16 protein-coding genes are annotated in these 25,111 nt (G+C 65.9%); 6 read left to right on the forward strand and 10 right to left on the reverse strand.

Features of this window, described 5'->3' with window-relative positions:
- Positions 1–216 precede the first annotated feature (216 nt).
- The 5 genes from prpC to IEQ11_RS17930 all read right to left on the reverse strand — a co-directional run bounded on the left by prpC (position 217) and on the right by IEQ11_RS17930 (position 9,569).
- Positions 217–1,368 carry a bifunctional 2-methylcitrate synthase/citrate synthase gene (gene prpC, locus IEQ11_RS17910; RefSeq protein WP_191823622.1) on the reverse strand — a complete coding sequence of 384 codons (1,152 nt, stop codon included), beginning with the start codon at positions 1,366–1,368 and terminating at the stop codon, positions 217–219.
- A gap of 524 nt (positions 1,369–1,892) precedes the next feature.
- Positions 1,893–2,780, reverse strand: a complete 888-nt coding sequence (gene prpB, locus IEQ11_RS17915) for a methylisocitrate lyase (RefSeq protein ID WP_036114723.1) — start codon at positions 2,778–2,780, stop codon at positions 1,893–1,895.
- A 336-nt stretch (positions 2,781–3,116) separates the two neighbouring features.
- Positions 3,117–4,184, reverse strand: coding sequence for a suppressor of fused domain protein (locus IEQ11_RS17920; protein WP_191823623.1), 1,068 nt, complete (start codon positions 4,182–4,184; stop codon positions 3,117–3,119).
- 127 nt (positions 4,185–4,311) lie between these two features.
- The gene (gene prpE, locus IEQ11_RS17925) at positions 4,312–6,216 is read right to left on the reverse strand and encodes a propionate--CoA ligase (RefSeq protein WP_191823624.1); all 1,905 of its coding nucleotides are present in this window, start codon (positions 6,214–6,216) and stop codon (positions 4,312–4,314) included.
- 986 nt (positions 6,217–7,202) lie between these two features.
- Positions 7,203–9,569 carry a TonB-dependent receptor gene (locus IEQ11_RS17930; RefSeq protein ID WP_191823396.1) on the reverse strand — a complete coding sequence of 789 codons (2,367 nt, stop codon included), beginning with the start codon at positions 9,567–9,569 and terminating at the stop codon, positions 7,203–7,205.
- 295 nt (positions 9,570–9,864) lie between these two features.
- Between IEQ11_RS17930 and IEQ11_RS17935 the strand changes: the two genes are divergently transcribed.
- The 4 genes from IEQ11_RS17935 (at position 9,865) to IEQ11_RS17950 (ending at position 16,867) form a co-directional block, all read left to right on the forward strand.
- On the forward strand, positions 9,865–11,193 hold the full coding sequence (locus tag IEQ11_RS17935; protein ID WP_046657623.1) for an MFS transporter: 1,329 nt from the start codon (positions 9,865–9,867) through the stop codon (positions 11,191–11,193).
- Between the two features lie 76 nt (positions 11,194–11,269).
- A complete protein-coding gene (locus IEQ11_RS17940; protein WP_046657624.1) occupies positions 11,270–12,592 on the forward strand; it encodes a dicarboxylate/amino acid:cation symporter in 1,323 nt (440 codons plus the stop codon).
- A gap of 138 nt (positions 12,593–12,730) precedes the next feature.
- Positions 12,731–13,933, forward strand: a complete 1,203-nt coding sequence (locus IEQ11_RS17945) for an OprO/OprP family phosphate-selective porin (RefSeq protein WP_191823407.1) — start codon at positions 12,731–12,733, stop codon at positions 13,931–13,933.
- A gap of 264 nt (positions 13,934–14,197) precedes the next feature.
- Positions 14,198–16,867: a hybrid sensor histidine kinase/response regulator gene (locus IEQ11_RS17950; protein ID WP_247024590.1), complete on the forward strand. Its 2,670-nt coding sequence runs from the start codon at positions 14,198–14,200 to the stop codon at positions 16,865–16,867.
- Between the two features lie 566 nt (positions 16,868–17,433).
- Here the strand turns inward: IEQ11_RS17950 and IEQ11_RS17955 are convergent.
- The 4 genes from IEQ11_RS17955 to IEQ11_RS17970 all read right to left on the reverse strand — a co-directional run bounded on the left by IEQ11_RS17955 (position 17,434) and on the right by IEQ11_RS17970 (position 21,321).
- Positions 17,434–18,090 (reverse strand): LuxR C-terminal-related transcriptional regulator, encoded by a 657-nt coding sequence (locus tag IEQ11_RS17955; RefSeq protein ID WP_057922299.1) that lies wholly within the window; start codon positions 18,088–18,090, stop codon positions 17,434–17,436.
- Positions 18,091–18,584: 494 nt separating this feature from the next.
- Positions 18,585–19,571, reverse strand: a complete 987-nt coding sequence (locus IEQ11_RS17960) for a malate dehydrogenase (RefSeq protein ID WP_036111681.1) — start codon at positions 19,569–19,571, stop codon at positions 18,585–18,587.
- Positions 19,572–19,658: 87 nt separating this feature from the next.
- Positions 19,659–20,045, reverse strand: a complete 387-nt coding sequence (locus IEQ11_RS17965; RefSeq protein ID WP_057922301.1) for a glutaredoxin family protein — start codon at positions 20,043–20,045, stop codon at positions 19,659–19,661.
- A gap of 70 nt (positions 20,046–20,115) precedes the next feature.
- Positions 20,116–21,321, reverse strand: coding sequence for a pyridoxal phosphate-dependent aminotransferase (locus IEQ11_RS17970; protein ID WP_057922302.1), 1,206 nt, complete (start codon positions 21,319–21,321; stop codon positions 20,116–20,118).
- A 461-nt stretch (positions 21,322–21,782) separates the two neighbouring features.
- Between IEQ11_RS17970 and IEQ11_RS17975 the strand changes: the two genes are divergently transcribed.
- Positions 21,783–22,073, forward strand: coding sequence for a hypothetical protein (locus IEQ11_RS17975; RefSeq protein ID WP_191823398.1), 291 nt, complete (start codon positions 21,783–21,785; stop codon positions 22,071–22,073).
- Positions 22,074–22,292: 219 nt separating this feature from the next.
- Here IEQ11_RS17975 and IEQ11_RS17980 read toward each other — a convergent pair whose 3' ends face one another.
- On the reverse strand, positions 22,293–22,799 hold the full coding sequence (locus IEQ11_RS17980) for a peptidylprolyl isomerase (RefSeq protein ID WP_046657632.1): 507 nt from the start codon (positions 22,797–22,799) through the stop codon (positions 22,293–22,295).
- Between the two features lie 473 nt (positions 22,800–23,272).
- On the opposite strand from IEQ11_RS17980, the gene typA reads away from it, so the two are divergent.
- Positions 23,273–25,102 (forward strand): translational GTPase TypA, encoded by a 1,830-nt coding sequence (gene typA, locus IEQ11_RS17985; protein WP_036111701.1) that lies wholly within the window; start codon positions 23,273–23,275, stop codon positions 25,100–25,102.
- Positions 25,103–25,111: the final 9 nt, after the last annotated feature.

Consider the following 25,111-nt stretch of genomic DNA (forward strand, 5'->3'; position numbering starts at 1 on the left):
CGGCCAGCGCCGTCGTTCTCCCGGCTGGCAGCGGATCATGACATGTGACTCCATGACGTTTCTGTGTCGTATTCGACGTTAGTCGTAAACGGAAATACGTCAACCTGCAAAGGTCGGATGCACGAAAAAGGCCAGGCGATCGCCTGGCCTTTTTGCCTTGCTTCCTGCGTTTTACCGCCGCGCCGCATCGCGCGTGGCGATGCGGCCGGCGCGCCGTCAGCGCTGCTCGATCGGCACGTAGGCGCGATCTTCCGGCCCGGTGTAGTTCGCGCTCGGGCGGATGATCTTGCCGTCCTCGCGCTGCTCGATCACGTGCGCGCTCCAGCCGGTGGTGCGCGCGATCACGAACAGCGGGGTGAACATCGGGGTCGGGATGCCCATCATGTGATAGGCCGACGCCGAGTACCAATCCAGGTTCGGGAACATCTTCTTGCTGTCCCACATCAAGGTCTCGATGCGTTCGCTGACGTCGAACAGGACCTGATTGCCGCCATCCTTGCACAGCGCGCGCGAGATTTCCTTGATGATCGGATTGCGCGGATCGCCGGTGGTGTAGACCGGGTGGCCGAAGCCGATCACGATTTCCTTGCGCTCCACGCGCGCGCGGATGTCGGCCTCGGCCTCATCGGCGCTGTTGTAGCGCGAGATGATGTCCATGGCGACTTCGTTGGCGCCGCCGTGCTTGGGACCGCGCAGCGCGCCGATCGCGCCGGTGATGCACGAATGCAGGTCCGAGCCGGTGCCGGCGATGACGCGCGCGGTGAACGTGCTCGCGTTGAACTCGTGCTCGGCGTAGAGGATCAACGACTTGTCCAGCGAATCGGCCAGCAGCTGGCTCGGCGGTTCGCCGTGCAGCAGGTGCAGGAAGTGCGCGGCGACCGAGTCGTCGTCGGTTTCGCAATCGATGCGGCGGCCGTTGCGGGTGAAATGCCACCAGTACAGCAGCATGGAACCGAAGCTGGCGATCAGGCGGTCGGCGATGTCGCGCGCTTCGCTGGCCGGATGGCCTTCGCGTTCGGGCAGCACGGTGCCGAGCACCGAACAGCCGGTGCGCAGCACGTCCATCGGATGCGCGTTGGCGGGGACGAGTTCGAGCGCGTCGGTGACGATCGCCGGCAGGCCGCGCAGGCGCTTGAGCTTGGTCTTGTACGCCTTGAGCTGCGAGGCGGTCGGCAGCACGCCGTGGACCAACAGGTGCGAGACTTCCTCGAAGGTCGACTTGGTCGCCAGATCGTGGATGTCGTAGCCGCGGTAATGCAGATCGTTGCCGCTGCGGCCGACGGTGCACAGCGCGGTATTGCCCGCGGCGGTGCCGCTCAGGGCGACGGATTTCTTGGGCTTGGGCAGGGTCTGTTGCGTGTCGCTCATGGTCCTTCCTCAATAAAGTTGTCTTTTATTCCTATTTCCCTCTCCCGCCTGCGGGAGAGGGCAAGGGCGAGGGCGCGCGAATTCCGGCTTGCATCGCTGGCATGAAGTTTCGTGCGCCCTCATCCGGCCTGTCGGCCACCTTCTCCCGCAAGCGGAAGAAGGAAAATCTCAAGCGTTCAAACAAATTCCTTCGTTCCATTCCCTCTCCCGCTTGCGGGAGAGGGCAAGGGTGAGGGCGCGCGACTTCTGGCTACGTCGATGGCTTGAAGTTTCACCTGCCCTCATCCGGCCTGTCGGCCACCTTCTCCCGCAAGCGGGAGAAGGAAAATCTCGAGCGTTCAAACAAATTCCTTCGTTCCATTCCCTCTCCCGCGTGTGGGAGAGGGCGAGGGTGAGGGCACGCGACTTCTGGCTACGTCGATGGCTTGAAGTTTCAAATGCCCTCACACCCTAAGGGTGCGTCCTTCGGAGCGCCCGGCCCTTCAGGCCACCTTCCACGCCACGCGGAAGAAGGAAAAATCAGATCACCCGCTTTTCTTGGCGAACAACGCGTCCAGTTTTCCCTCGAACGCGTGATACCCAATGCGGTCGTACAACTCCTCGCGCGTCTGCATCGTGTCGACCACGTTCTTCTGATGGCCATCGCGACGGATCGACTGGTACACGTTCTCGGCGGCCTTGTTCATCGCGCGGAACGCCGACAGCGGGAACAGCTGGATCGCCACGCCGGCCGAGGCCAGTTCGTCGCGGGTGAACAACGGGGTCTGGCCGAATTCGGTGATGTTGGCCAGCACCGGCACCTTCACCGCATCGACGAAGCGGCGGTAGGTCGGCAGGTCGTAAGCGGCCTCGGCGAAGATGCCGTCGGCGCCGGCTTCCACGCAGGCGATGGCGCGTTCGATCGCGGCGTCCACGCCGTCGACCGCGATCGCGTCGGTGCGCGCGATCAGGAAGAAGTCCGGATCGGTCTTGGCGTCGGCCGCGGCTTTAACGCGATCGGCCATTTCGCCGGCGCTGACGATTTCCTTGCCCGGACGATGGCCGCAGCGCTTGGCGCCGACCTGATCCTCGATGTGGCAGGCGGCCGCGCCGGCCTTGATCAGCGACTTGACCGTGCGCTCGATGTTGAACGCGCTCGGGCCGAAGCCGGTGTCGATGTCGACCAGCAACGGCAGGTCGCACACGTCGGTGATGCGGCGCACGTCGACCAGCACGTCCTCGAGCGTGTTGATGCCCAGGTCCGGCAGCCCCAGCGAGCCCGCGGCGACGCCGCCGCCGGACAGGTAGATGGCGCGGTAACCGGCGCGCTTGGCCAGCAGCGCGTGATTGGCGTTGATCGCGCCGATGACCTGCAGCGGCGATTCTTCGGCGAGCGCGGCGCGGAACTTCGCGCCGGCGGAGTGGTGGCTCATCTTCAAGCTCCGGGGGCCCGGTCGGGGGCGATCCAGATATTTTAACCCGCGGCGCGGACCGGCCGATGACGTCGCGGGCGGCTGAACGCGACCGGTCCGGAAGCGAACAGCGACCGGGTCGGCGAAACGGTCGGCGAATCAGCCGATCAGGCACAACGCCGCGGTTCCAGCCGCGAACCATCGGGTGGAGTATCGAGCGCTCGCCAGCAAGCCCATGGCGGGCCGGGGGCCGATCCCTGCCCTGCCCGCGCCGTCGCATCGCGGCGATGCAGTCGGCGACACCGACACCGCGCGCCGTCGCATGCGCGGCTTAGCGCGCCGGTTCAACCGGCCGATTCAGCCGATGGTGCGAACGATATTGCCGTCCTGGTCGCGGATATGCGTTTGCTTGACCTCGACCTGCAAGGCCGGAAAGCCTTCGATCTCGTAGCTGCCGGCCTGCGCGCGCAGGCGCGAGACCAGGCTGCGCAAGGCCTGATCGTTGAGCCGCAGATGCAAGGATTCCTCGATCGCTTCCGCGCTGCAGCGCTGCGCGGGCTCGAACACGATGCGCTGTTCCTTGCCGATGAAGTAGAAATCCGCACCGAAGCGCAGCCGCAACGGCAACAGCGCGAGCAGTTCGCCGACCTGATTAGCGCCGAGGGTGATCTGCGTGGTCGGCGAGCGCAGCAAACGCTTGTGCTGCTCCCAGCCGAGCTGATCGGTGAACAGCATGCCGGTCGACGAACCCTCGCGCGCCGATCCCTCGGCCAGCCGCGCCGCCACGTCTTCGTCGGCCAGCAGCGAACCGCGCTCGATGTCGGTGACCCACAAAGGCAGGAAGTCCCGGAAGACCTCCAGCACCTTCAAGGTCGACCATCGCTTGAGCGCGAATTCCTCTTCGTTGGTCAGGCCGACCACCTGCAGGAAATCCACGCGCCCGTTGAGCGTGTCGATCGGCGGCAATTCCGGATCTTCGACGAAGGCCACCGCGCGGATCGCGCTGTCGGTGTCGGCGGCGATCGGGCCGTTGGCGTTGAGGTAATGCCCGGACTCGAAGGCGTTGCCGGTCTTGAACACGTAACGCGCCAGGTTCTGCAGGAAGTTGAGCACCCAGGTCGGCGGATCCTCGCTGTCCTCCGGATCGGCCAGGCGGAAGGTCAGTTCGAAACCGTAACCGCTGCGTTCGGGATCGTCGGATTCCTTCGCATACAGCTCGCTGAAACCATAGGTGATGAAATGCCAGTGCGGCACCGGAGCGATGCGCTTGTAGGCGCTGATGCCCGACAAGGGATCGTTGCCGCCGAGCGCGAAACCGATCACGGTGCCGTAGTGCTTGGGCTCCTGGCGCGAATAGATCCGGTTGAGCGCGCGATCGATCGCGCTCCAGCCCGGTGCTTCGTCGTCCTGTGTGTCGTGCTGCATAGCGTGTTCGCCTGCCGTTTCACCGCGGGCCGCGCCCGCATGCCGTGGACGATGCTAACGCGATCACGGGAAAATTTCGTCAATGCGCACATTTGGTGATCGGGCGTGAGTCAGCTGCCGGCGCGGCTCAGCTGCCCGCGTCGGCGCCGCGATCGAGCGCGCGGCGGACTTCGTCCAGCGCGGCCGGATCGTCGAGGGTGGACAGATCACCCGGGTCGCGGTCTTCGGCCAGGGCCTGGATCGAGCGCCGCAGCAACTTGCCCGAGCGGGTCTTGGGCAGCGCGTTGACCACATACACCCGCGCCGGCCGCGCCAGCGCACCCAGCTGTTGCACCACGCATTGCTGCATCGCCGCGGCGGCCAGCGCCGGGTTCTGCTCGCCGCTGGGCTTGAGCGTGGCGAACACCACCGGCACCTGGCCCTTGAGTTCGTCGTGAACGCCGATCACCGCCGCTTCGGCGACGCCGCTGTAACTGGCCACCGATTCCTCGATCTCGCGCGTGCCCAGGCGATGGCCGGCGACGTTGATCACGTCGTCGGTGCGACCGAGGATGAAGGTGTAGCCGTCGTCGTCGCGGATCGCCCAGTCCAGCGAGCTGTACAGCAGTTCCTTGAAATGGCTGAAATAGCTCGACAGGAAGCGCGCGTCGTCGTTCCACACCGTGGTCATGCAGCCCGGCGGCAGCGGCGGCACGATCACCAGCACGCCCTTCTCGTTCGGTCCGGCGTCCAGGCCGGTGGCTTCGTCGATCACCCGCAGGTGATAGCCCGGCGTGGGCAGGCCGGGCGAACCGAATTTCACCGGTTGCAGGTCCAGGCCCGGCATCAGCGACAGCACCGGCCATCCGGTTTCGGTCTGCCAGTAGTTGTCGATGATGGTCTTGCCGATGCCGTCGGTGATCCAGTGCGCGGTCGGTTCGTCGAGCGGCTCGCCGGCCAGGAACAACCAGCGCAGTTGCGACAGGTCGTGTTTCTTCAACCACGCGGTGTCCTGCTTCTTCAGCACGCGGATGCCGGTCGGCGAGGAAAACATCGTGCGCACGCCGTATTGCTCGCAGATGCGCCACCAGATGCCGGGGTCGGGATTCGTCGGCAGGCCTTCGTACAACACCGAGGTGGCGCCGGCGATCAGCGGCCCGTAGACGTTGTAGGAATGGCCGACCGCCCAGCCCACGTCGGAAGTCGAGAACATCACTTGTCCTGCGCGAATGTCGTAGATCGACCACATCGACAGCGCCAGCGCCACCGCGTAGCCGCCGACATCGCGCTGCACGCCCTTGGGTTTGCCGGTGGTGCCGGAGGTGTACAGCAGGTAGCTGGGTTCGTTGGATTCGAGCCATTCGACCGCGACTTGCTCGCCGTCGTGGCGCGCGCGCAAGGTCGCGTAATCGAGATCTCGACCGGCGACGATGGCGTGATCGGGGTCGAGGCCGCGGCCGACGACCAGCACGTGCGGCGGCGGCGATTGCGCTTCCTCGCAGGCCGCATCGACCAGCGGCTTGTAAGCGATGACCTTGCCGCCGCGCATGCCCGCATCGGCGCAGATCAGCAGTTTGGGCGTGGCATCCTCGATGCGCAGCGCCAGGTTATGCGCGGCGAACCCGCCGAACACCACCGAATGCACCGCGCCGATGCGCGCGCAGGCCAGCATCGCGAACACCGCCTCGGCCATGTTCGGCATGTAGATCACCACCCGATCGCCGCGACCCACGTCCAGCGACTTGAGCACGGCGGCGAAGGTGTTCACCTCGCGGTGCAGTTCGCGATAGCTCAGCTCGACGGTCTGGCCGGTCTCGCTGGAAATCGCCACCAGCGCGAGCTGATCGCCGCGCTCGTCCAGATGGCGGTCGATCGCGTTGTAGCAAAGATTGGTTTCGCCGCCGGCGAACCATTTGCGGAACGGCGGACGGGAGTAATCGAGAATGGTCCGCGGCGGCTTATGCCAGTGGATCGCCTGCGCCTGCTCGGCCCAGAACGCTTCGGGCTGCTCGATCGAGCGGCGATGGAAGGCTTGGTAGGACTCGTCACGCATGCGGCTGCCTCGCAGGACCGGTGGGCTACCGTCGGCAGGCTAGACCAGCCTTCGGCGGGATGCGTTACGACCATGGTCTAGAGGCTGGGGTGTTGGCAAGGTGTGAGGGGATGGGATTGGGGATTGGGGATTGGGGATTGGGGATTGGGAACCGGGAATTCGGGAGTCGCGGCCCCAGGGCAAGCGAAAATCATCGCCCCTTTGCAAAAGGGGGTGCGCCTTGCGCCGTAATTGGGTTGGCGCGGTCGCGGCTCGCGCCGCTCCTACAGGTAGGCCATGCGGCTTTTGCTTGAAGTCGCGCAGTTCATCCAGCGCTGCGAGGCTCGGAACTCGCGAGAACAAGAGGACACCCGAAGGGCGGCGCACATGGATGTGCGCCGTGCGCCACCGGGACAGGATGTCCCGTGTGGCGCATGCCCGCGGAAGCACCGATCGCGCGGGCCCTTGATTCACAGAAAAGCGTTTTTCTTTGGTTACCTTTCTTTTGTCGCTTTTGACAAAAGAAAGTAACTCGGCCGCTTGCGGACGAAAGCTGTTGATCTTGCCTTTGGCTTCAAAGCTCTGGAGCTTCAGTGCTTTAAAGCCTTTAAAGCTGCAAGCAGGATCAAAAGCTTCCGCCGCTAAAGCGGCGGGTCACTTTCTTTTGTCTAAAGCAACAAAAGAAAGGTAACCAAAGAAAAATGCTTTTCTTTGAATCAAGTGCCCGCAAGTTCGGAGCAGACGCAGGCACGCGCCACACGGGACATCCATGTCCCGGTGGCGCGCGACGCGCATCCATGCGCGTCGCCCTTCGGGTGTGCTGTTGCTATCGCGAGTCAGTGGCTTCGCAGCGCTGGATGAACTGCGCGGCTTCAAGCCCAAGCCACATGGCCTACCTGTAGGAGCGGCGCGAGCCGCGACCGCGCCACCCCGCCCACGCCGCAGGTCGCGACACATTCGTAACCCCACGCAATCAGCCAGCATCCTTCAGCCAATCACCCGACCAATCAAAACTGCGCATCAATCGTCAAAAACACCTGTCGCGGCGCATTGGCATGAAACGCAAACGTCTTCCCCTGCGGATCCGAGGCGCTGAACGCCGTCAGATTGCTGGCCGTACGCTTGTCGGTGAGATTGCTGCCATTAAGCGCAATCGACCACTGCCGCAACGGCCCCACCGGTTCGAAGGTGTAACGCAAGGCCGCGTCGAACTGAGTCGAACCACCGAACCCATTGTCGTTGGTGTAGGTGTAATAACGCTTGCCGGTGTACTTGCCGCTCACACTCGCCAGCCACGGCCCGCTGCGATAGCTCAACTCGCTCGACAGCATCTTGTCCGGCACATCGACCACGCGCTTGTCGCGGGTCTGCACGACCTTGCCGCTGTCGATGTAATTGTCCTGATAAGTCGACTTGTTCCACGACAGCGCGTTGTACCACTCGAACTGCGCATTAGGCTTCCAGATGAAGACCAGCTCGCTGCCGAAACTGTCGACCGAACCGACGTTGAAGAACTGGGTGACGCACTCCGGCCGCGTGCCGGCTTCGATGCTCGAACACGGGTTCAGCGACAGCAGGCGGTTGTCGAACTTGACCTTGTAGACGCTGAAAGAGGCCTGATAGGTCTCGCCCACGCGGCGATAGCCCGCTTCCAGGGTCTTGGACGATTCGGGCTTGAGGCTGGCCTTCTGCACGTCGAACGCGGCCTGACCGATCGCCAGCGGGCCGCCGGCGCCGCCGCCGACGAAGGCCGCGACGTTTTCGGTGTAGGCGGCGAACAGCTCCTGCCCTTCGCTGAGTTTGTAGCCGACGCCGAGCTGCGGCAGGAAACTGTCCTTGGTTTCCAGACGCCCGCTCGCGTTAGGCACTTCCATCGCGCGCGGATCGACCTGGCGCGCGCGCATGTCGACCTGGGTGCTCTTGGCGCCGACGTCCACGGTCATGCGGCCGTCGAGCAGGCTGATGGTGTCCTGCAGATAGGCTTGGCGGGTGTTGATGCGGTACTTCTGGAAGAACAGGCGGCGGTCGGGATCGTTGAGGAAACGGTCGTCGTTGACCGGGCCTTCGATGAAATAGAAATTGCGCTGCACGTCGTGGTGGTTGCTCTCGTACCAGAACCCGCCTTCGATGCGGTGATTGCCGATTTCCCAGGCCAGCGAGCTCATCGCGCCATAGCGGTTGATGCCGTAGTTGGTGCTGCGGATCGAGATCGGGATCGCCTTGGGCGTGTTCGGATACGAGTAATTGCCCGGCGACCACCAATGGCCCTGGCCGCGGTCGTCGTGGTAATAGGCCTGCGATTTCAGCGTCAGGCCTTCGCCGAGATTGAACTCGCCGGCCAGCGCGGCCAGATGGTCGGTGCGCAGCGCGCGGCTGGCGTAGTAGGCATCGTCGATGGTCGCCGCGGGGCCGCTGAAGCCGCAGCGCGGATCGCCGGCGCGGTGCTGGTTCGCCGGCCACGGCTTGGGCGCGCAGTACGCCGCGGCGAGCGCGCGCTGCCAGTCGGGCTTGTACAGATTCCAGTCCCAGCCCGAGCCGCGCGACAGCAGACCCTTGGACAGGTAGGCGAAGTTGGCTTGGCTGGTTTCCGCGCTCGACACGAACGCGCTGATCCGGTTGCCGTCGCCGAACTGATACAGCGCCTTGAGGTTGACCTGGTTCTGATCCTGGTTGTCGCCGGGCTTGGACCACATGTCGGCGCTGAGCAGCGAACCGGACAGATACATCGAGAAACCGCCGTGATCGCCAGTGTCCATGCGCGCATAGGTGCGGCGGGTGCTGTCGCTGCCGAAGGTCTGGGCAAGGCGCAGGCCGAATTCGCTGTGCGGATCGGAGGAGAAATACTGCAAGGTGCCGCCGAGGTTGCTGGTCGAGGCGGTGCCGAGCGAGCCGATGCCCGCGGCCAGTTCCGCGCCGGCCAGGTTCTCGCCGATCAAGGCGCGGCTGATGCCCAGGCCGTTGTAGTTGCCGTAGCTGTTGTCGCCGAGCGGAATGCCGTCGAGGGTGTAGCCGAGCAGGCGCTGGTTGAAGCCGCGCAGGCTGATGGTCTGCGATTCCTCGTTGGCGCCGTAGGCGTCGTTGGACTGCACCGAGATGCCCGGCAGCTTGTTGAGGATCTTCTGCGGGCTGGTGCCCGGCGCGCGCTTTTCGATATCCGCCAGCTTGATCCGCTGCACCTGGCGGGTCTCGCCCATGCCGATCACCGACACCGCGTCGAGCGTGGTCGCATCGCGGCCCGCCGCTTCACCCGCGGCGCCGTCGAGCGCGGTCTCGGGCGCGGGCGCGGCCTCGCGCGGATCGGCATGAACGGGCGCGGTCGCCAGCGCGGTCCAGATCGCCAGCACGAGCGCGGGCGTGGCAAGGGGGTACTTCATTGCAATCTCCGGGGGAAGTTCGGGCAAAAATCCGGAGAAGCATGGGCGGCGCAGATGACGCGCTGATGGCGGACCGGCGCGGATGAACGGCCCCCCTAACCCTAAGGTGGTATTGGTCGCCGCCGCGGTCGGGACCACTATCGGCGGCGACCGCGGGGACGCGCGCTCGCCTTGCCGTCGCCCGCGTCTGCCGCGAGCCATTCGCGCAAAGCGTTCACGGGCATTGCGGTCGCACGGCCAGCGCGACCACCGCCTTCGCATCGTCAGTATTCGCTTTTCCAGGAGCCGCCATAACGTGAGCGCCGTCACCCTCGCCGACACCGTGCCCAGCGCCCCGAGCGTGAGCCCCGGGCAACGTCTGAAATCGATCTTCTCCGGCTCGGTCGGCAACCTGGTCGAGTACTACGACTGGTACGTCTACACCTCGTTCTCGCTGTACTTCTCCCACGTGTTCTTCCCCAGCGGCGACAAGCTCAGCCAGAACCTCAAGACCGCGGCGATCTTCGCGGTGGGTTTTCTGATGCGGCCGATCGGCGGCTGGGTGTTCGGCCGCTACGCCGACCGCCACGGCCGCAAGGCTTCGCTGATGCTGTCGGTGCAGTTGATGTGTCTGGGCTCGCTGATCATCACCCTGACCCCGGGTTACGAAACCATCGGCCTGTTCGCGCCGATCCTGCTGCTGGCCGCGCGCCTGATGCAGGGCCTGAGCGTGGGCGGCGAATACGGCAGTTCGGCCACGTATCTGAGCGAAATGGCGTCGAGCAAGCACCGCGGCTTCTGGTCGAGCTTCCTCTACGTCACCTTGATCATGGGCCAGCTGCTGGCGGTGCTGGTGCTGGTGGTGCTGCAGCAGTTCGTGCTGACCGACGAGCAATTGCGCTCGTGGGGCTGGCGCATTCCGTTCGCGATCGGCGCGATCGCCGCGGTGGTCGCGCTGTACCTGCGCCGCAACATGCACGAGACCGAGTCGTTCACCAAGCTCAAGGCCAGCGACACGCCGCAGCGCAAGGAAGGCTCGCTGCGCACCTTGATGCAGCACCCGCGCGCGGTGCTGACCGTGATCGGCCTGACCATGGGCGGCACGCTGGCGTTCTACACCTATTCCAACTACATGCTGAAGTTCCTCAGCCTGAGCGCGGGCTTCAGCGAATCGACCGCGACCTTGATCAACGCCTCGACCCTGTTCGTGTACATGCTGCTGCAGCCGCTGATCGGCGCGCTGTCGGACCGGATCGGCCGGCGCCCGCTGCTGATCGCGTTCGGCGTGCTCGGCGCGGTGCTCACCGTGCCGGTGATGCACTGGATCCGCGACGCGCAGACGCCGCTGGAAGCGTTCTTCCTGATCATGGTGCTGCTCGGCGCGGTCAGCGGCTACACCGCGATCAACGCGGTGGTGAAGGCCGAACTGTTCCCGGTCGAAGTGCGCGCGCTCGGCGTCGGCCTGCCGTATGCGCTGACCGTCGCCCTGTTCGGCGGCACCGCCGAGATCATCGCCCTGCAGTTCAAGCAACACGGCATGGAGAGCGGTTTCTTCTGGTACGTCAGCGCCTGCATCGCCTGCTCGCTGCTGGTCTATTTCTTCATGCCCGACACGCGCAAGCACTCGACCATCGATCGCGACTGATGCCCGCCGTCGCGCGCGCGAACCCAGCTCCCGTCCCCACCCTTTCCGCCGTCGCTCCAGTACAGGAATCCCGCCCATGAAGAAGTCCGGTTCGCGTTTCTACCTGTGGGTGCTGGGCGCGATCGTCCTCGGCGGCGTGTTCGGTCATTACTTCCCGGACATCGCGGTCAAGCTCAAGCCGCTCGGCGACGGCTTCATCTCGCTGATCAAGATGCTGATCGCGCCGATCATCTTCCTGACCGTGGTGCTCGGCATCGCCGGCGTGTCCGACGTCAAGAAGGTCGGCCGCGTGGGGGTCAAGGCGATCGTGTATTTCGAAGTGGTCTCGACCATCGCCCTGGTGATCGGCCTGGTGGTGGTCAACACGCTCAAGCCCGGCGCCGGTTTCAACGTCGATCCGGCCACCCTCGACGCCAGCGCGGTGGAGAAATACGCCGCCGCGGCCAAGGACCAGAGCACCGTCGATTTCATCCTGCACATCATCCCCAAGACCTTCACCGACGCCTTCACCGGCAACGGCGACCTGCTGCAGGTGCTGCTGATGGCGGTGCTGTTCGGCTTCGCCCTGCTGCACATGGGCAAGAGCGGCGAGAAGGTGATGGACCTGCTCGAAGCGGTGTCGAAGGTGTTCTTCGGCATGATGAGCATGATCATGAAGCTCGCGCCGATCGGCGCCGGCGCGGCGATGGCCTTCACCATCGGCAAGTACGGCGTGGATTCGCTCGGCCCGCTGGCCAAGCTGATGGGCAGCTTCTACCTGACCTGCGCGTTGTTCATCCTGATCGTGCTCGGTTCGATCGCGCATTTCACCGGTTTCAGCATCCTGCGCTTCATCCGCTACATCCGCGACGAACTGCTGCTGGTGCTCGGCACCTCGTCGTCGGAATCGGCGCTGGTGCCGCTGATGCGCAAGCTCGAACGCCTGGGCTGCTCCAAGTCGGTGGTCGGCCTGGTGGTGCCCAGCGGCTATTCGTTCAATCTCGACGGCACCAACATCTACCTGACCATGGCGACGATCTTCGTCGCCCAGGCGCTCGGCGTCGATCTGACCCTGACTCAGGAACTGACCTTGCTGATGGTGGCGATGCTGACCTCCAAGGGCGCGTCCGGCGTCACCGGCGCGGGCTTCATCACCCTGGCGGCGACCTTGACCGTGGTGCCGTCGGTGCCGGTCGCGGGCCTGGCCCTGATCCTGGGCATCGACCGCTTCATGAGCGAGGCGCGCGCGCTGACCAACTTCATCGGCAACGGCGTGGCGACGATCGTGGTCGCGCGTTGGGAAAACGAGCTCGACCGCGACAAGCTCAATCACGAACTGGCCAATCCGCCAAGCGCGACCGATCTCGACGACGACCTGCCGTCGGATCATCACGCGCCGCTGGCCGATAAAGCCGCCTGACCTAGCGCCGCGGAAGTTTCGCCGGGCCGTTCAAGCAGCCCGGCTCATCCAACCCAATCACCACGAGCCGGACGCGCTGCGCCCGGCGCGGTTTCCTGCTGCCAGGACGGCGGTCACGACCTGGAGTTCCGACCGATGATCCGTATCGACCGCCTCGCCCTCGCGCTGTCCGCCGCGATCCTCGCCGCCGCGCTGCCGTGCGGCGCGCGCGCCGCCAACTTCGACGATTGGCCGACCAAGTACAGCTTCGCCGACGGCACCGAGATTTCCGGCACCGCCAACGTCGCCTACGACGTGGTCGATTTCTCCGGCGACAACGGCTACGGCACCGCCGCGACCGCGTTGTCCGACGACGGCCACTTCCGCCGCCGCGAGTTCGGCGTGAACCTGAAGAAGAAGGATGTGTACGACTTCACCGCGGTGTTCGATTTCGAAGCCAAGGTCTGGCTCGACGTCGCCCTGCGCATGGAGACCAAGGCCTTGTTCGGCGCCGACTACGGCAAGCTGCGCGTGGGTTACTTCAAGACCCCGGTCAGCATGGAGAGCGTGGCGGCGTCGCGCAGCGGCAGCATGATCGAATTGTCGGCGGCGTCGCAGGCGATCTACCAGGCCCGCCGCACCGGCGTGGAATGGTCGATGGAGCGGCCGCGTTACGCGGTGAGCGCTGCGTATTTCTTCGGCCACGACCTGCAGGGCGACAACCCCGGCACCACCGCGGCCGGCCGCGCGGTGTGGACGCCGGTCAAGGACAAGGACCATGTCGTGCATCTGGGCCTGACCGCGTCGGTCGAGAACCCGCACGGTTTCACCGATGGACGCGGCGCGTACTTCGGCCCGTCGACCCGCTTCCGCGCGCGGCCGATGAGCGGCCTGACCGCGGTGCGGCTGGTCGATTCGGGCAGCCTGCGCAACACCGACAAGGTGCTGCGCAACGGCCTGGAAGCGTTGTGGATCGACGGCCCGTGGTCGGTGCAGGCCGAGTACCTGCGCGCCACCGCGCAGCGCGAAAACGGCGCGCGCGATTTCACCGCCGACGGTTACTACGTAACCGGCAGCTGGGTGCTGACCGGCGAAACCCGGCCTTACACCGGCAACAACGTCGCCAACATCAAGCCGGCGCATGGCTATGGCGCGGTCGAACTGCTCGCGCGCTATGGCGAACTCGATCTCGACGACGGCGGCATCGCCGGCGGCCGCCAGCGCGATCTGACCCTGGGCGTGAACTGGTATCTGACCACGCACTTCAAATTCCAGGCCAACTGGGTGCAGGTCAAGGCGGACAAGGGGCTGTTGTCGGGGGATCCGGATGTGATGGAGGTTCGGGCGCAGTTGCAGTTTTAACGGCCGGGATTCGGGAATGGGGAATCGGGAATCGTGAAAAGCCGGGATTCGCAGGCGCTTTGACTTTGCCGCAGCGGATGGCGACGATGGATTGCGCACTGCGTTGATCCAGACGATGCAACGTCGGGCTCGGTCACCGCCGCCGGAGAACACGATGCTTGCACCCCGCTCAACTCATTCACGTCCTTCTCAGCGTGTCCGCGAGATCGCGTCGCACGCGCTTTTCCGACTCCCGACTCTCGATTCCCGATTCCCGTCCCACCCGTGATCCCCCACCGCCGCCAGCTGCAAACCGCCCTGTGGATCGCCCTGATCGCGATCGGCGTGGCGCTGTCGATGCTGATCGCCGGACGCATCGCCTATTCGCAGGCGCTGCAACGCCAGGCCGGCGAAGCGCGCGCGCTGCTGGCCCAGCGCGCGCAGGTGATCGAGCAGCACATCGACCGTTACCGGATCATGCCGGCGGTGCTGTCGCTGGATCCGCAACTGCGCGCCACGCTCGCCAATCCCGACGATCGCACTCAGCGCCAGCGCGCCAACGAGCGCCTGGTCCAGCTCAATTTCGCCAACCGCACCAGCACCCTGACCCTGATCGACAGCAAGGGCATCGGCATCGCCGCGAGCAACTGGGACCTGCCCAACAGCAACGTCGGACAGTCGTATGCGTTCCGTCCGTATTTCCAGAAGGCGATGACCGACGGCGCCGGCGAGTTCTACGCGATCGGCGTGACCACGCATGTGCCGGGCCATTTCATCGCCCGCGCGATCCACGACGAACGCGGCGGCGCGGTCGGCGCGGTCGCGGTCAAGGTCGAACTCGAGGACATCCGCTCGGACTGGAGCGAACGCGGCGATCTGGTCCTGCTCAGCGACGCCAGCGGCGTGGTGTTCCTGACCGCGCAGCCGCAATGGCGCTATCGCCTGCTGCGGGCGCCGACACCGGCGCAGAACCTGCAATTGCAGCGCACCCGGCAGTATCAGGGGCAGACCCTGCGGCCGGCCACGATCCGGGTCGAGCGCGAAGTCGGCGACGGCGCGCGCGTGGTGCGCCTGCGCGATCCGCTGATGCGCGAACCGATGCTGTGGCAATCGCTGCATCTGCCGCGCGAGGACTGGACCTTGCATCTGCTGCGCGATACCACGCCGAGCATTCGCACCGCGTGGATCGCGCGCGCGGTCGCGGCCGGCGCGTGGCTGCTGCTGGTCTCGGTCGTGCTGCTGCTGATGCAGCGCAACCGCATCGCCGCGCTGCGACTGCGCAGCCGGCAGGAACTGGAGAAGATGGTCGAGCATCACGCCGAAGCCTTGCGCAACGCGCAGGACGGCGTGGTCCAGGCCGCGCGGCAGGCGAGCCTGGGCGAAGGCCACAGCCTGGAGCATCTGCCGCAAGGCGTCAGCGTGGTCGACGCGGAACTGCGTCTGGTCGCGTGGAATCAGCGCTATGCCGAACTGTTCCGTTACCCGCCCGACCTGCTGCAGGTCGGCCGTCCGATCGAAGACCTGATCCGCTACAACGCGCGCCGCGGCCTGCTCGGCGCTGATCCGGAAGACGCGATCCGCCGCCGCCTGGATCACCTGCAGCGTGGCCAGCCGTACCTGCACGAACGCGAGCGGCCCGACGGCACGGTGATCGAGATCCGCGGCAATCCCATGCCCGACGGCGGCTTCGTCACCAGTTACGCCGACATCACCGCGTACAAGCAGGCCGCGCGCGATCTGCGCACGCTCGCCGACAGCCTGGAACGCGGCATCGAGCAACGCACCAGCGACCTGCAAAGCGCCAAGGGCGAAGCCGAACGCGCCAACCGGTCCAAGACCCGCTTCGTCGCCGCCGCGGTCCACGATCTGCTGCAGCCGTTGAATGCGGCGCGCATGTATCTGTCGTCGCTGCGTCGGCGCGTCGATGCCGAAGGCCGCGAGCTGACCGATCACATCGAGGCCGCGCTGGCCGCGCAGGACGACATCCTGTCGAGCCTGCTGGATATTTCGCGGCTGGAATCGGGCGCGCTGGAAGTCAAACGCGGCGCATTGCCGCTGGCGCGCGTGCTGAGCGCGATCGAAAGCCAGTTCCGCATCCTGGCCGAATCGCGCGGCCTGCATCTGCATTGCCTGCCGTGCAGCGCGATCGTCGACAGCGACGAAGTGTTGCTGCGCCGGATCGTGCAGAACTTCCTGTCCAACGCGATGCAGTTCACCCCGCGCGACGGCCGCATCGTGCTCGGCGCGCGGCGCTTGCGCGATGGCGTGCGCATTGAGGTGTGGGACACCGGGCCGGGCATCGCGCCGAACAAGCGCGAGCTGATCTTCGAGGAATTCCAGCGCCTGGACACCGGCGTGGAAGCGCCGCAGCGCGGCGCCGGGCTGGGACTGGCGATCGTGCGCCGAGTCGCGCTGTTGCTCGACCATCGCATCGGTCTGCGTTCGTGGCCGGGACGCGGCAGCGTGTTCTCGGTCGAGGTGCCGTATGCGAGCGCGGCGGTCGACGATGCCGCGCCGAGCCCGGCATCGGCGACGCCGGACGGTCCCTTGACCGCTCTCGATCGCGAAGAAGACTCGCCGCTGTATGAGCGTCAGGTGTGGGTGGTCGACGACGACCCGCATTCGCGCCAGGCCGCGCAACATCTGCTCGAAGATTGGGGCTGCCGGGTCGAGACCGCCGCCACCGCGGCTTGCGCGCTGACCCATGCCGATCATCTGCCGATGCCGGAGCTGTTGCTGCTCGATTACCGGCTGGGCGAAAGCACCGGCTTCGAACTGGGCACCCAGTTGGAAGCCAAATGGAAACGCATGCCGCCGGTGGTGCTGATGTCGGCCGATGCCGATCCCGGGCTACGCACGCGCGCGGGCGAGCGTGGGTGGAGTTTTCTGCCCAAGCCGCTGAAACCGGCGGCGCTGCGGGCGTTGGTTACGCGGATGGTGATGCGGGGCGGTTGAGGGTTAGGCGGGTTGGGTTTGTGTGCGTTGCGATTGCGCGATGCGCGATGCGCGTTGCGCGTTGCGCGTTGCGCGGATGCGCGGATGCGCGGATGCGATGTTGATGCGCAGTCGGCTGGCGCGGCAGGTTTTTCGCGTTGTGTTGAAGCAAAAGCGAATCCCCCCTGCCCCCCTTTTACAAAGGGGGGAACAGCAACAGCAACGGCTACGGCTACGGCAACAGCTACGGCAACAGCGACGACAACGACAACGACAACGGCCATAGCGTGGGGAAATCGCCAGCGCTCGGGATACGTATTGTCGACAAGCACATGTATCTAAGGAAGCGCGGGTTCCGGCCGAATCGCGCGTGCGTGCATTTGTTCGCACGAAGCCTCGGCTGAAACCGGCGCCCACTTTGGAAAAGGGGGCGAGCGCCCGGCGGGGTTCGATCCTGGGTGGCGTTCGGTGCGCGGGGGATTCGCTTTTCGTGTCAGCCAGCGCAAACGCCGCGCCCTGAACTGTCTTCAGCGAAAGCGCCGATTGCGAGCGCGCCGACAGCGGCCTCGACCACCGCGCAGCGAGCCCTAGTCGTGCAACCCCGCCGCGTCGTCTTCCAACGACAGCCCCTTCACCAACACCGCCGCCTGCGTGCGCGAATGGCAACCGAGTTTGCGCAGGATCGCGGTGACGTGGATCTTGACCGTGTTCTCCGCCAGCGACAGCTCGTAGGCGATCTGCTTGTTGAGCAGGCCGTCGGCCAGTCGCAACAGCACCCGCATCTGCTGCGGAGTGAGCTGGGCCAGGCGATCGGCGAGTTGCGCGTCGCCCTCGTCGCGCTCGACCTGCTGCGGCGGAAACCAGATCTTGCCGGCGAGCACCGCCTCGACCGCTTCGGCCAGTACCGTCGATGGCGCCGACTTGGGCACGAAGCCCGATGCGCCGAACTGCTGGGCGCGGCGGATCGTGCGCGGATGTTCGTTCGAGGAAATGATCACCACCGGCAGCTCGGGACGTTCGCCGCGCGCGTATACCAACGAGGAGAAGCCCATCGCGCCGGGCATCATCAGGTCGAGCATGGCCAGGTCGAATTCCTCGCCGCTGGCGATCGCCGCCTCCAGCGCGCTCTGGCTGGACACCTCGACCATCGCCGCGCCGGGCGCGATCTCGCCCAGCGCGAAGCGCAACGCCGCCCGGAACATCGGGTGGTCGTCGGCGATCAGGATGCGCAGGGTGTCGCTCATCGGGTGGATTCCCTCGGACGTGGAGCGGGACCGATCCTACACGGTCGGGGACGGCGCGGGACTTTGGTGCGCCTTTCCCTGGATCGGCTTGCGCGCCCGCCCTTGCTTGCGGCGTCCGCAGGGTGGCGACAGGTGAAAGGGCTGGGTGAAGGCACATGAGGCCTGCGATCGCATCGCTCGCCAAGATTCGCGTGCCCTCATCCGGCCCTTCGGGCCACCTTTTCCCGCGAGCGGGAGAAGGGAAAACCCCAGCGCTGCTCCACTCCAACTCCAACTCCCTCTCCCGCTTGCGGGAGAGGGCCGGGGTGAGGGCTCACGGGCTGGAAGCTCGCGTCGCAACCCAGAATTCGCGCGCCCCTCATCCGGCCCTTCGGGCCACCTTCTCCCGTAAACGGGAGAAGGACTCGTTACCCGTAATGCGCAGCTAACCGAAGCCCGCAAAAAAAACGGGGCAGCCAAAGCCGCCCCGTTCATGCACCGCATCGCGCGATCGATCAGCCCAGCAGATGCGCCACGCCGGCGCGCTCTTCCTCGAGCTCGGCCAGGGTCTTGTCCATCGCGGCGCGGCTGAACGCGTCCACTTCCAGACCTTCAACGCGCTTGTACTCGCCGTTTTCGGTGATCACCGGCACGCCGTACATCACCGTCTCCGGAATGCCGTAGCTGCCGTCGGACGGCACGCCCATGGTCACCCACTTGCCGTTGCTGCCGAGCACCCAGTCGCGGATGTGGTCGATCGCGGCATTGGCCGCCGACGCCGCCGACGACAGGCCGCGCGCTTCGATGATCGCCGCGCCGCGCTTACCGACCTGCGGGATGAAGGTGTTCGCGTTCCAGTCGGCGTCGTTGATCTTGTCCTTCAGCGACTGGCCGTTGACGGTGGCGAAGCGGTAGTCCGGGTACATGGTCGGGCTGTGATTGCCCCACACCACCAGGTTCTCGATGTCGCCCACGGCCACGCCGGCCTTCGCGGCGAGCTGGCTCAGCGCGCGGTTGTGGTCCAGGCGCAGCATCGCGGTGAAGTTCTTGGCCGGCAGGTCCGGCGCCGACTTCATCGCGATGTAAGCGTTGGTGTTGGCCGGGTTGCCGACCACCAGCACCTTGACGTTGCGCGAGGCGACCTTGTTCAACGCCGCGCCCTGGGCGGTGAAGATCTTGGCGTTTTCCAGCAGCAGGTCCTTGCGCTCCATGCCCGGGCCGCGCGGACGCGCGCCGACCAGCAGGGCCACGTCGGCGTCCTTGAACGCGACTTCGGCGTCGTCGGTGCCGACCACGCCGGCCAGCAGCGGGAACGCGCAGTCTTCCAGCTCCATGATCACGCCCTTGAGCGCGGCCTGGGCCTTCTCCAGCGGCAGTTCCAGCAACTGCAGGATGACGGGCTGATCCTTGCCGAGCATTTCGCCGGAAGCGATGCGGAACAGCAGCGAGTAGCCGATCTGGCCGGCAGCACCGGTGACGGCAACGCGGACGGGGGTCTTCATCGGGGTCTTTCCTTCACGAGTGAACGGTATGGCGGGCACGCGGCCCGCGGGATTGATTGGAAACCGCGCGCGGCCTGCGCCGCGCGCTTACAGGCGGTAGCCGAGCGGCTCCATCCGGTCCTTGATCTCGTCCATGTTGTAACCGTAGACGATGTCCTGACCGATGATGGTGACCGGCACGCCGCGCGCGCCGACGGCCTCCATCGCGCGCTGGCCGGCTTCGGTGTCGATGTCGATCAGGCTGTAGCGCACGTTGGCCAGTTCGAAATCCTTGCGCAGTTTTTCGCAGTAGCCGCACCACTGCGCGGCCAGCATCACGATGCGCTTGTCGCCGGTCGTGTGGCGCGGATCGTCGGGCTTGAGTTCGGCCGGACGCGAGGCGAACAGATCGAAACCGTTCGCCTTGATCAGCTTGACCCCGCCGACGCCGACGGCGGCGGCCAGGGCGATCCAGAGCACGGTGGTGACGCGCATGTCGAAGTCCTTGTCTCTAGGATCGCCGTGACGGCGGCTGTGAACCGGTGACCACGATTCCGCGCCGGGCTCAGACGAGCTCGGCGAAGAATTCCTGGAACCGCTGCAGGCCCGGCGCCAGCTGCGGCGTCGGACAGGTGTAGCTGATGCGCAGCGCGCGAGGCTCGCCGAACGCCGAGCCCGGCACGCAGGCCACGCCCTTGGTTTCCAGCAGCGCGTTGCAGAAATCCATGTCGCTTTCGATCTTCAGCCCGCTCGGACCGTGGGTCTTGCCGAACGCGACGCTGATGTCCGGGAACACGTAGAACGCGCCCTGCGGACGCGGGCAGACCACGCCCGGAATCGCATTCATCACGTCCATGACCTGATCGCGCTTGGCCTGGAACTCGGCGCAGCGCGCGGTCGGCACGTCCTGCGGACCCGACAGCGCGGCCACGGCGGCGGCGGTGACGATCTCGGGGACGTTGGTGATGTGGTTGGAATTCATCGTGGTCACGGCCTGCGCCACCACTTCCGGACCGGCCATGAAGCCCACCCGCCAACCCGGCATGCCGTAGGTCTTGGACAGCGAGTCGATGAAGATCACCCGGTCGCGCAACTCGGGACGCGAGTGCACGAAGTTGTGATAGCCCAGGCCGTCGAACACCATGCGGTTGTAGATGTCGTCGGTGATCACCCAGGTGTCCGGGTACTTGGCGACGACGTCGGCCAGCGCATCGATCTCTTCCTTCCCGTAGACCATGCCGGTCGGGTTGGAGGGATTGTTGAACAGGAACACGCGCGGCTTCTTCGCCAGCGCGGCGTCGAGCTGTTCGGGCGTGAGCTTGTAGTCCTGCGAAGCCGGGCACGGCAGCAGATCGATCTTGGCGTTGACGATCTCGGCGATGTCGAGATAGCTGGTCCAGTACGGGGTCGGGAAGACGATGGTGTCGCCTTCGTCCAACAGCGCCTCGGCGATGTTGTAGATCACGTGTTTGGCGCCGATGCCGGTGGCGCAGTTGACCCGGCCGTAACCGCTCAGGCCGATCTTGCTCATGTGCTCGATGAACGCGTCCAGCAGCGCGTCGGCGCCGCGGTTGCTGCCGTACTGGCCGCTGTCCTTGGCCAGGGCTTCGCGCACGGCGGCGTAGACGTGATCGCCGGGCAGGAAGTTGGGAACGCCGATCGAGAAGCTGATGATGTCGCGGCCTTCGGCCTTGAGCCGCTTGGCCTTTTCGGCAACCTGCATGATCGCGCTGGGCTTGGCGCGACCGATGCGCCGGGCGAGCTGGGGCATCGTGTAAACCTCGTGGGGTGGTGTACGACGGAGCGTGTGCGGGAGAGATGCGTGGGCCGAACGGCCGTGACGCCGCGGCGATCGCTGCCGGAATCGCATCCCCGACGACGCGGGAATGGCCGAAAACTACCGCCGGAACCACGGGTTCGAGCCGCAAAATGGTAGCACAGCACCGGCGCCGGACCGGTTTCGCCGCGCGCCGCCGAGCCGCCGCCGCCTGTCCGGACCCGGGCGTTCGCCGTGCCCGATCCGCCACCGCGCCTTGCACATCCTGTCACTTGAAAAAGGCCCGAAGACCAGCAAGCCGCGCCTGACCTGGACCCTCGGCCCGGGCGTGACCGGACTGCGCGAGGCGGCGGGCGCCGACTGCGGCCTGTTCACCCTATGTCCGCGATTCGTACGCCAGCGGCGGCCGCAAGAAAACGGCCTCCAAGCCCGACGGCCCCTGGTTCCGCGGCGGCATGCGCGCCGACGAGTTGCGCGACCTGATCCTGGACGGCCTGCGCGAGGAAGGCGCGGTCAACGTGAGCGGCAGCCAATTGCGTCCGCAGCGCTTCAGCAATGTCGACGGCGTGCGTTTCGACTTCGCCATGACCGATGCCGGCGGCTTGAACTACAAGGGCACGGCGGCCGCGGTCGAGCGCGACGGCAAGCTGACCGCGCTGGTCTGGCTGGCGCCGGGCGAGCATTACCACGACCGCGATGTGGTCGCGGTCAATCGCATGCTCGACGGGATGCAGTTCGCGCAGTGAGTGCGATGCGCTTGGGTCGGACAGTTCGTCTGGTGCCTGCGCGGTGAGCGGGTGTGACATGTCTTTGGCGCCCGCATCGGTCGCGCCGGAACCAGCGGTCGCGACTCAAACCGCTCCCGCGGGCAGCGGCCGAAAACGAAGTAAAAAAAAGACGGCCGCGAGGCCGTCTTTTTCTTGTGCGACCGTGGCGGCCAGTCGGCGCGCCGCGGACGGCAACCCTTACGGGCGCTTGTTTTCGTCGAGGATCTTGTTCCAGTCGGCCACGCGATCGGCCTTGGCGGCCAGCACCGCGGCGGTGTCGCCCTCGATCTTGATCGAGTTGATCGCGTCGCCCTGCTTGATGGTGTCGACGATTTCCTGGCCGTCGAGCACCTTGCCGAACACGGTGTGCTTGCCGTCCAGCCAGTCGCACACGACGTGGGTGATGAAGAACTGGCTGCCGTTGGTGCCCGGGCCGGCGTTGGCCATCGACAGCACGCCGCGCTGGTGGCTCAGGCCGTTGCGGGTCTCGTCCTCGAAGCGGTAGCCCGGGCCGCCGGTGCCGGTGCCCTGCGGGCAGCCGCCCTGGACCATGAAGTTCGGGATCACGCGGTGGAAGGCCAGGCCGTCGTAGAAGCCGCGCTGGGCCAGGTTGACGAAGTTGGCGACGGTCAGCGGCGCCTTGTCGGCGGCGAGTTCGACGCGGATCGGGCCGCGCGAGGTGTCGAAGGTGGCGATCAGGCTCATGCAACGCACTCCAGGTGTAGCGAAGGGGATGGGGATTGGCTCGCCCGCCGACATGGCGACTGCAGAGGCAATCCACAATGATACCGAAGCAAAAAAGCAGCCGCCCGGCTGGCGCACGCCGGACCGGAGCGGCACATGGCGGCGCGGGCCGCGGCGACCGGGAGCCTGGCGAAGCCCAGCCGACCAGGAATTCGCCCCCACCCGGCCCCGTCCGGCATCGTGCCCGGGCCGTTCAGGCGCGCGCGGCCGGACCCGTCTGCCCCCGCTGGAGCGGCCATGCGACCCGGGTCGGCCGGCCTTCCGCGGCGCGCGACTTGCGCCGCGCCCATCGAAGAAACCGATTTCTCAGCGCTGATCGTCAATAAAACCGGCAGAACATGAACAGGGCCCGCCCCGGCAGGCACGTGCCACCTTTGCCCGGTATAATGGCCGGCTATCTTCCTCAGCTATAGCGCCTTCCGGCGTCCAATCGCATGTCCATCGAACGCCTGCGCAATATCGCCATCGTCGCCCACGTCGACCATGGCAAGACCACCCTCGTCGACTGCCTGTTGAAGCAGTCCGGCACCCTGTCCGAACGCACGGTGCTCGCCGAGCGCGCGATGGACAGCAACGACCAGGAAAAGGAACGTGGCATCACGATCCTGGCCAAGAACACCGCCATCACCTGGCAGGGCAACCGCATCAACATCGTCGACACCCCGGGCCACGCCGACTTCGGCGGCGAGGTCGAGCGCGTGCTGTCGATGGTCGACTCGGTGCTGATCCTGGTCGACGCGATGGACGGCCCGATGCCGCAGACCCGCTTCGTCACCCAGAAGGCCTTCGCGATGGGCTTCAAGCCGATCGTGGTGGTCAACAAGATCGACCGCCCGGGCGCGCGTCCGGACTGGGTCATCGACCAGGTGTTCGACCTGTTCGACAAGCTCGGCGCCACCAACGAGCAGCTCGACTTCCCGATCGTCTACGCCTCGGCGCTGCACGGCTACGCCAGCCTGGACGACGCCGCGCGCTCGGGCGACATGACCCCGCTGTACGAAGCGATCATGAAGCACGTCCCGCCGCCGGAGGTCGATCTCGACGGCCCGTTCCAGATGCGCATCAGCCAGCTGGACTACAGCAACTTCGTCGGCCTGATCGGCATCGGCCGCATCCAGCGCGGCAAGGTCCGCCGCAACATGCCGGTCAGCGTGATCGACCGTCACGGCAAGAAGCGTCAGGGCAAGGTCCTGCAGGTGCTCGGCTTCATGGGCCTTGAGCGCCTGGAGACCGAGGAAGCCGAGGCCGGCGACATCGTCGCCATCTCCGGCGTCGCCGACCTGTCGATCTCCGACACCGTGTGCGCGCTGGACACCCCGGAAGCCCTGCCCGCGCTGACCGTGGACGAACCCACCATCAGCATGACCTTCCAGGTGAACAACTCGCCGTTCGCCGGCAACAAGGACCTCAGCGGCGGCAAGTTCCTCACCAGCCGCCAGCTGCGCGAGCGTCTGCAGCGCGAAACCCTGCACAACGTGGCGCTGAAGGTCGAAGAAGGCTCCGATCCGGACAAGTTCCTGGTCTCGGGCCGCGGCGAACTGCACCTGTCGGTGCTGATCGAGAACATGCGCCGCGAAGGCTTCGAACTGGCCGTGTCGCGTCCGGAAGTCATCATCAAGGAAATCGACGGCAAGCTGATGGAGCCGGTCGAACAACTGGTGGTCGACATCGAAGAGCAGCACCAGGGCGGCGTCATGGAGAAGCTCGGAACCCGCAAGGCCCAGTTGAAGGACATGGTGTCCGACGGCAAGGGTCGCGTGCGCCTGGACTACATGATCCCGGCGCGCGGCCTGATCGGCTTCCAGAACGAATTCCGCACCCTGACCCAGGGCTCGGGCCTGCTGTTCCATGTGTTCGACCACTACGGTCCGAAGGAACAGGGCGCGATCGCCAAGCGCATCAACGGCGTGATGATCGCCAATGCGCCGGGCACCACCCCGGCCTATTCGCTCGGGCCGCTGCAGGAACGCGGCAGGCTGTTCGCCGCCGAAGGCGACAACGTGTATGAGGGCCAGCTGGTCGGCATCCACTCCAAGGACAACGACCTCACCGTCAACGCGATCAAGACCAAGCCGCTGACCAACATGCGCGCTTCGGGCAAGGACGATGCGATCCAGCTGAGCCCGGCGATCAAGTACACGCTGGAACAGGCGCTGGACTTCATCGAAGACGACGAGCTGGTCGAAGTCACGCCGAAGGAAATCCGCCTGCGCAAGAAGTTCCTGACCGAAAGCGATCGCAAGCGCGCCTCGCGCGCGGCCTGATCGCCCGGT

The sequence above is a fragment of the Lysobacter capsici genome (genome assembly GCF_014779555.2).
GTDB classification, from domain to species: Bacteria; Pseudomonadota; Gammaproteobacteria; order Xanthomonadales; family Xanthomonadaceae; genus Lysobacter; species Lysobacter capsici.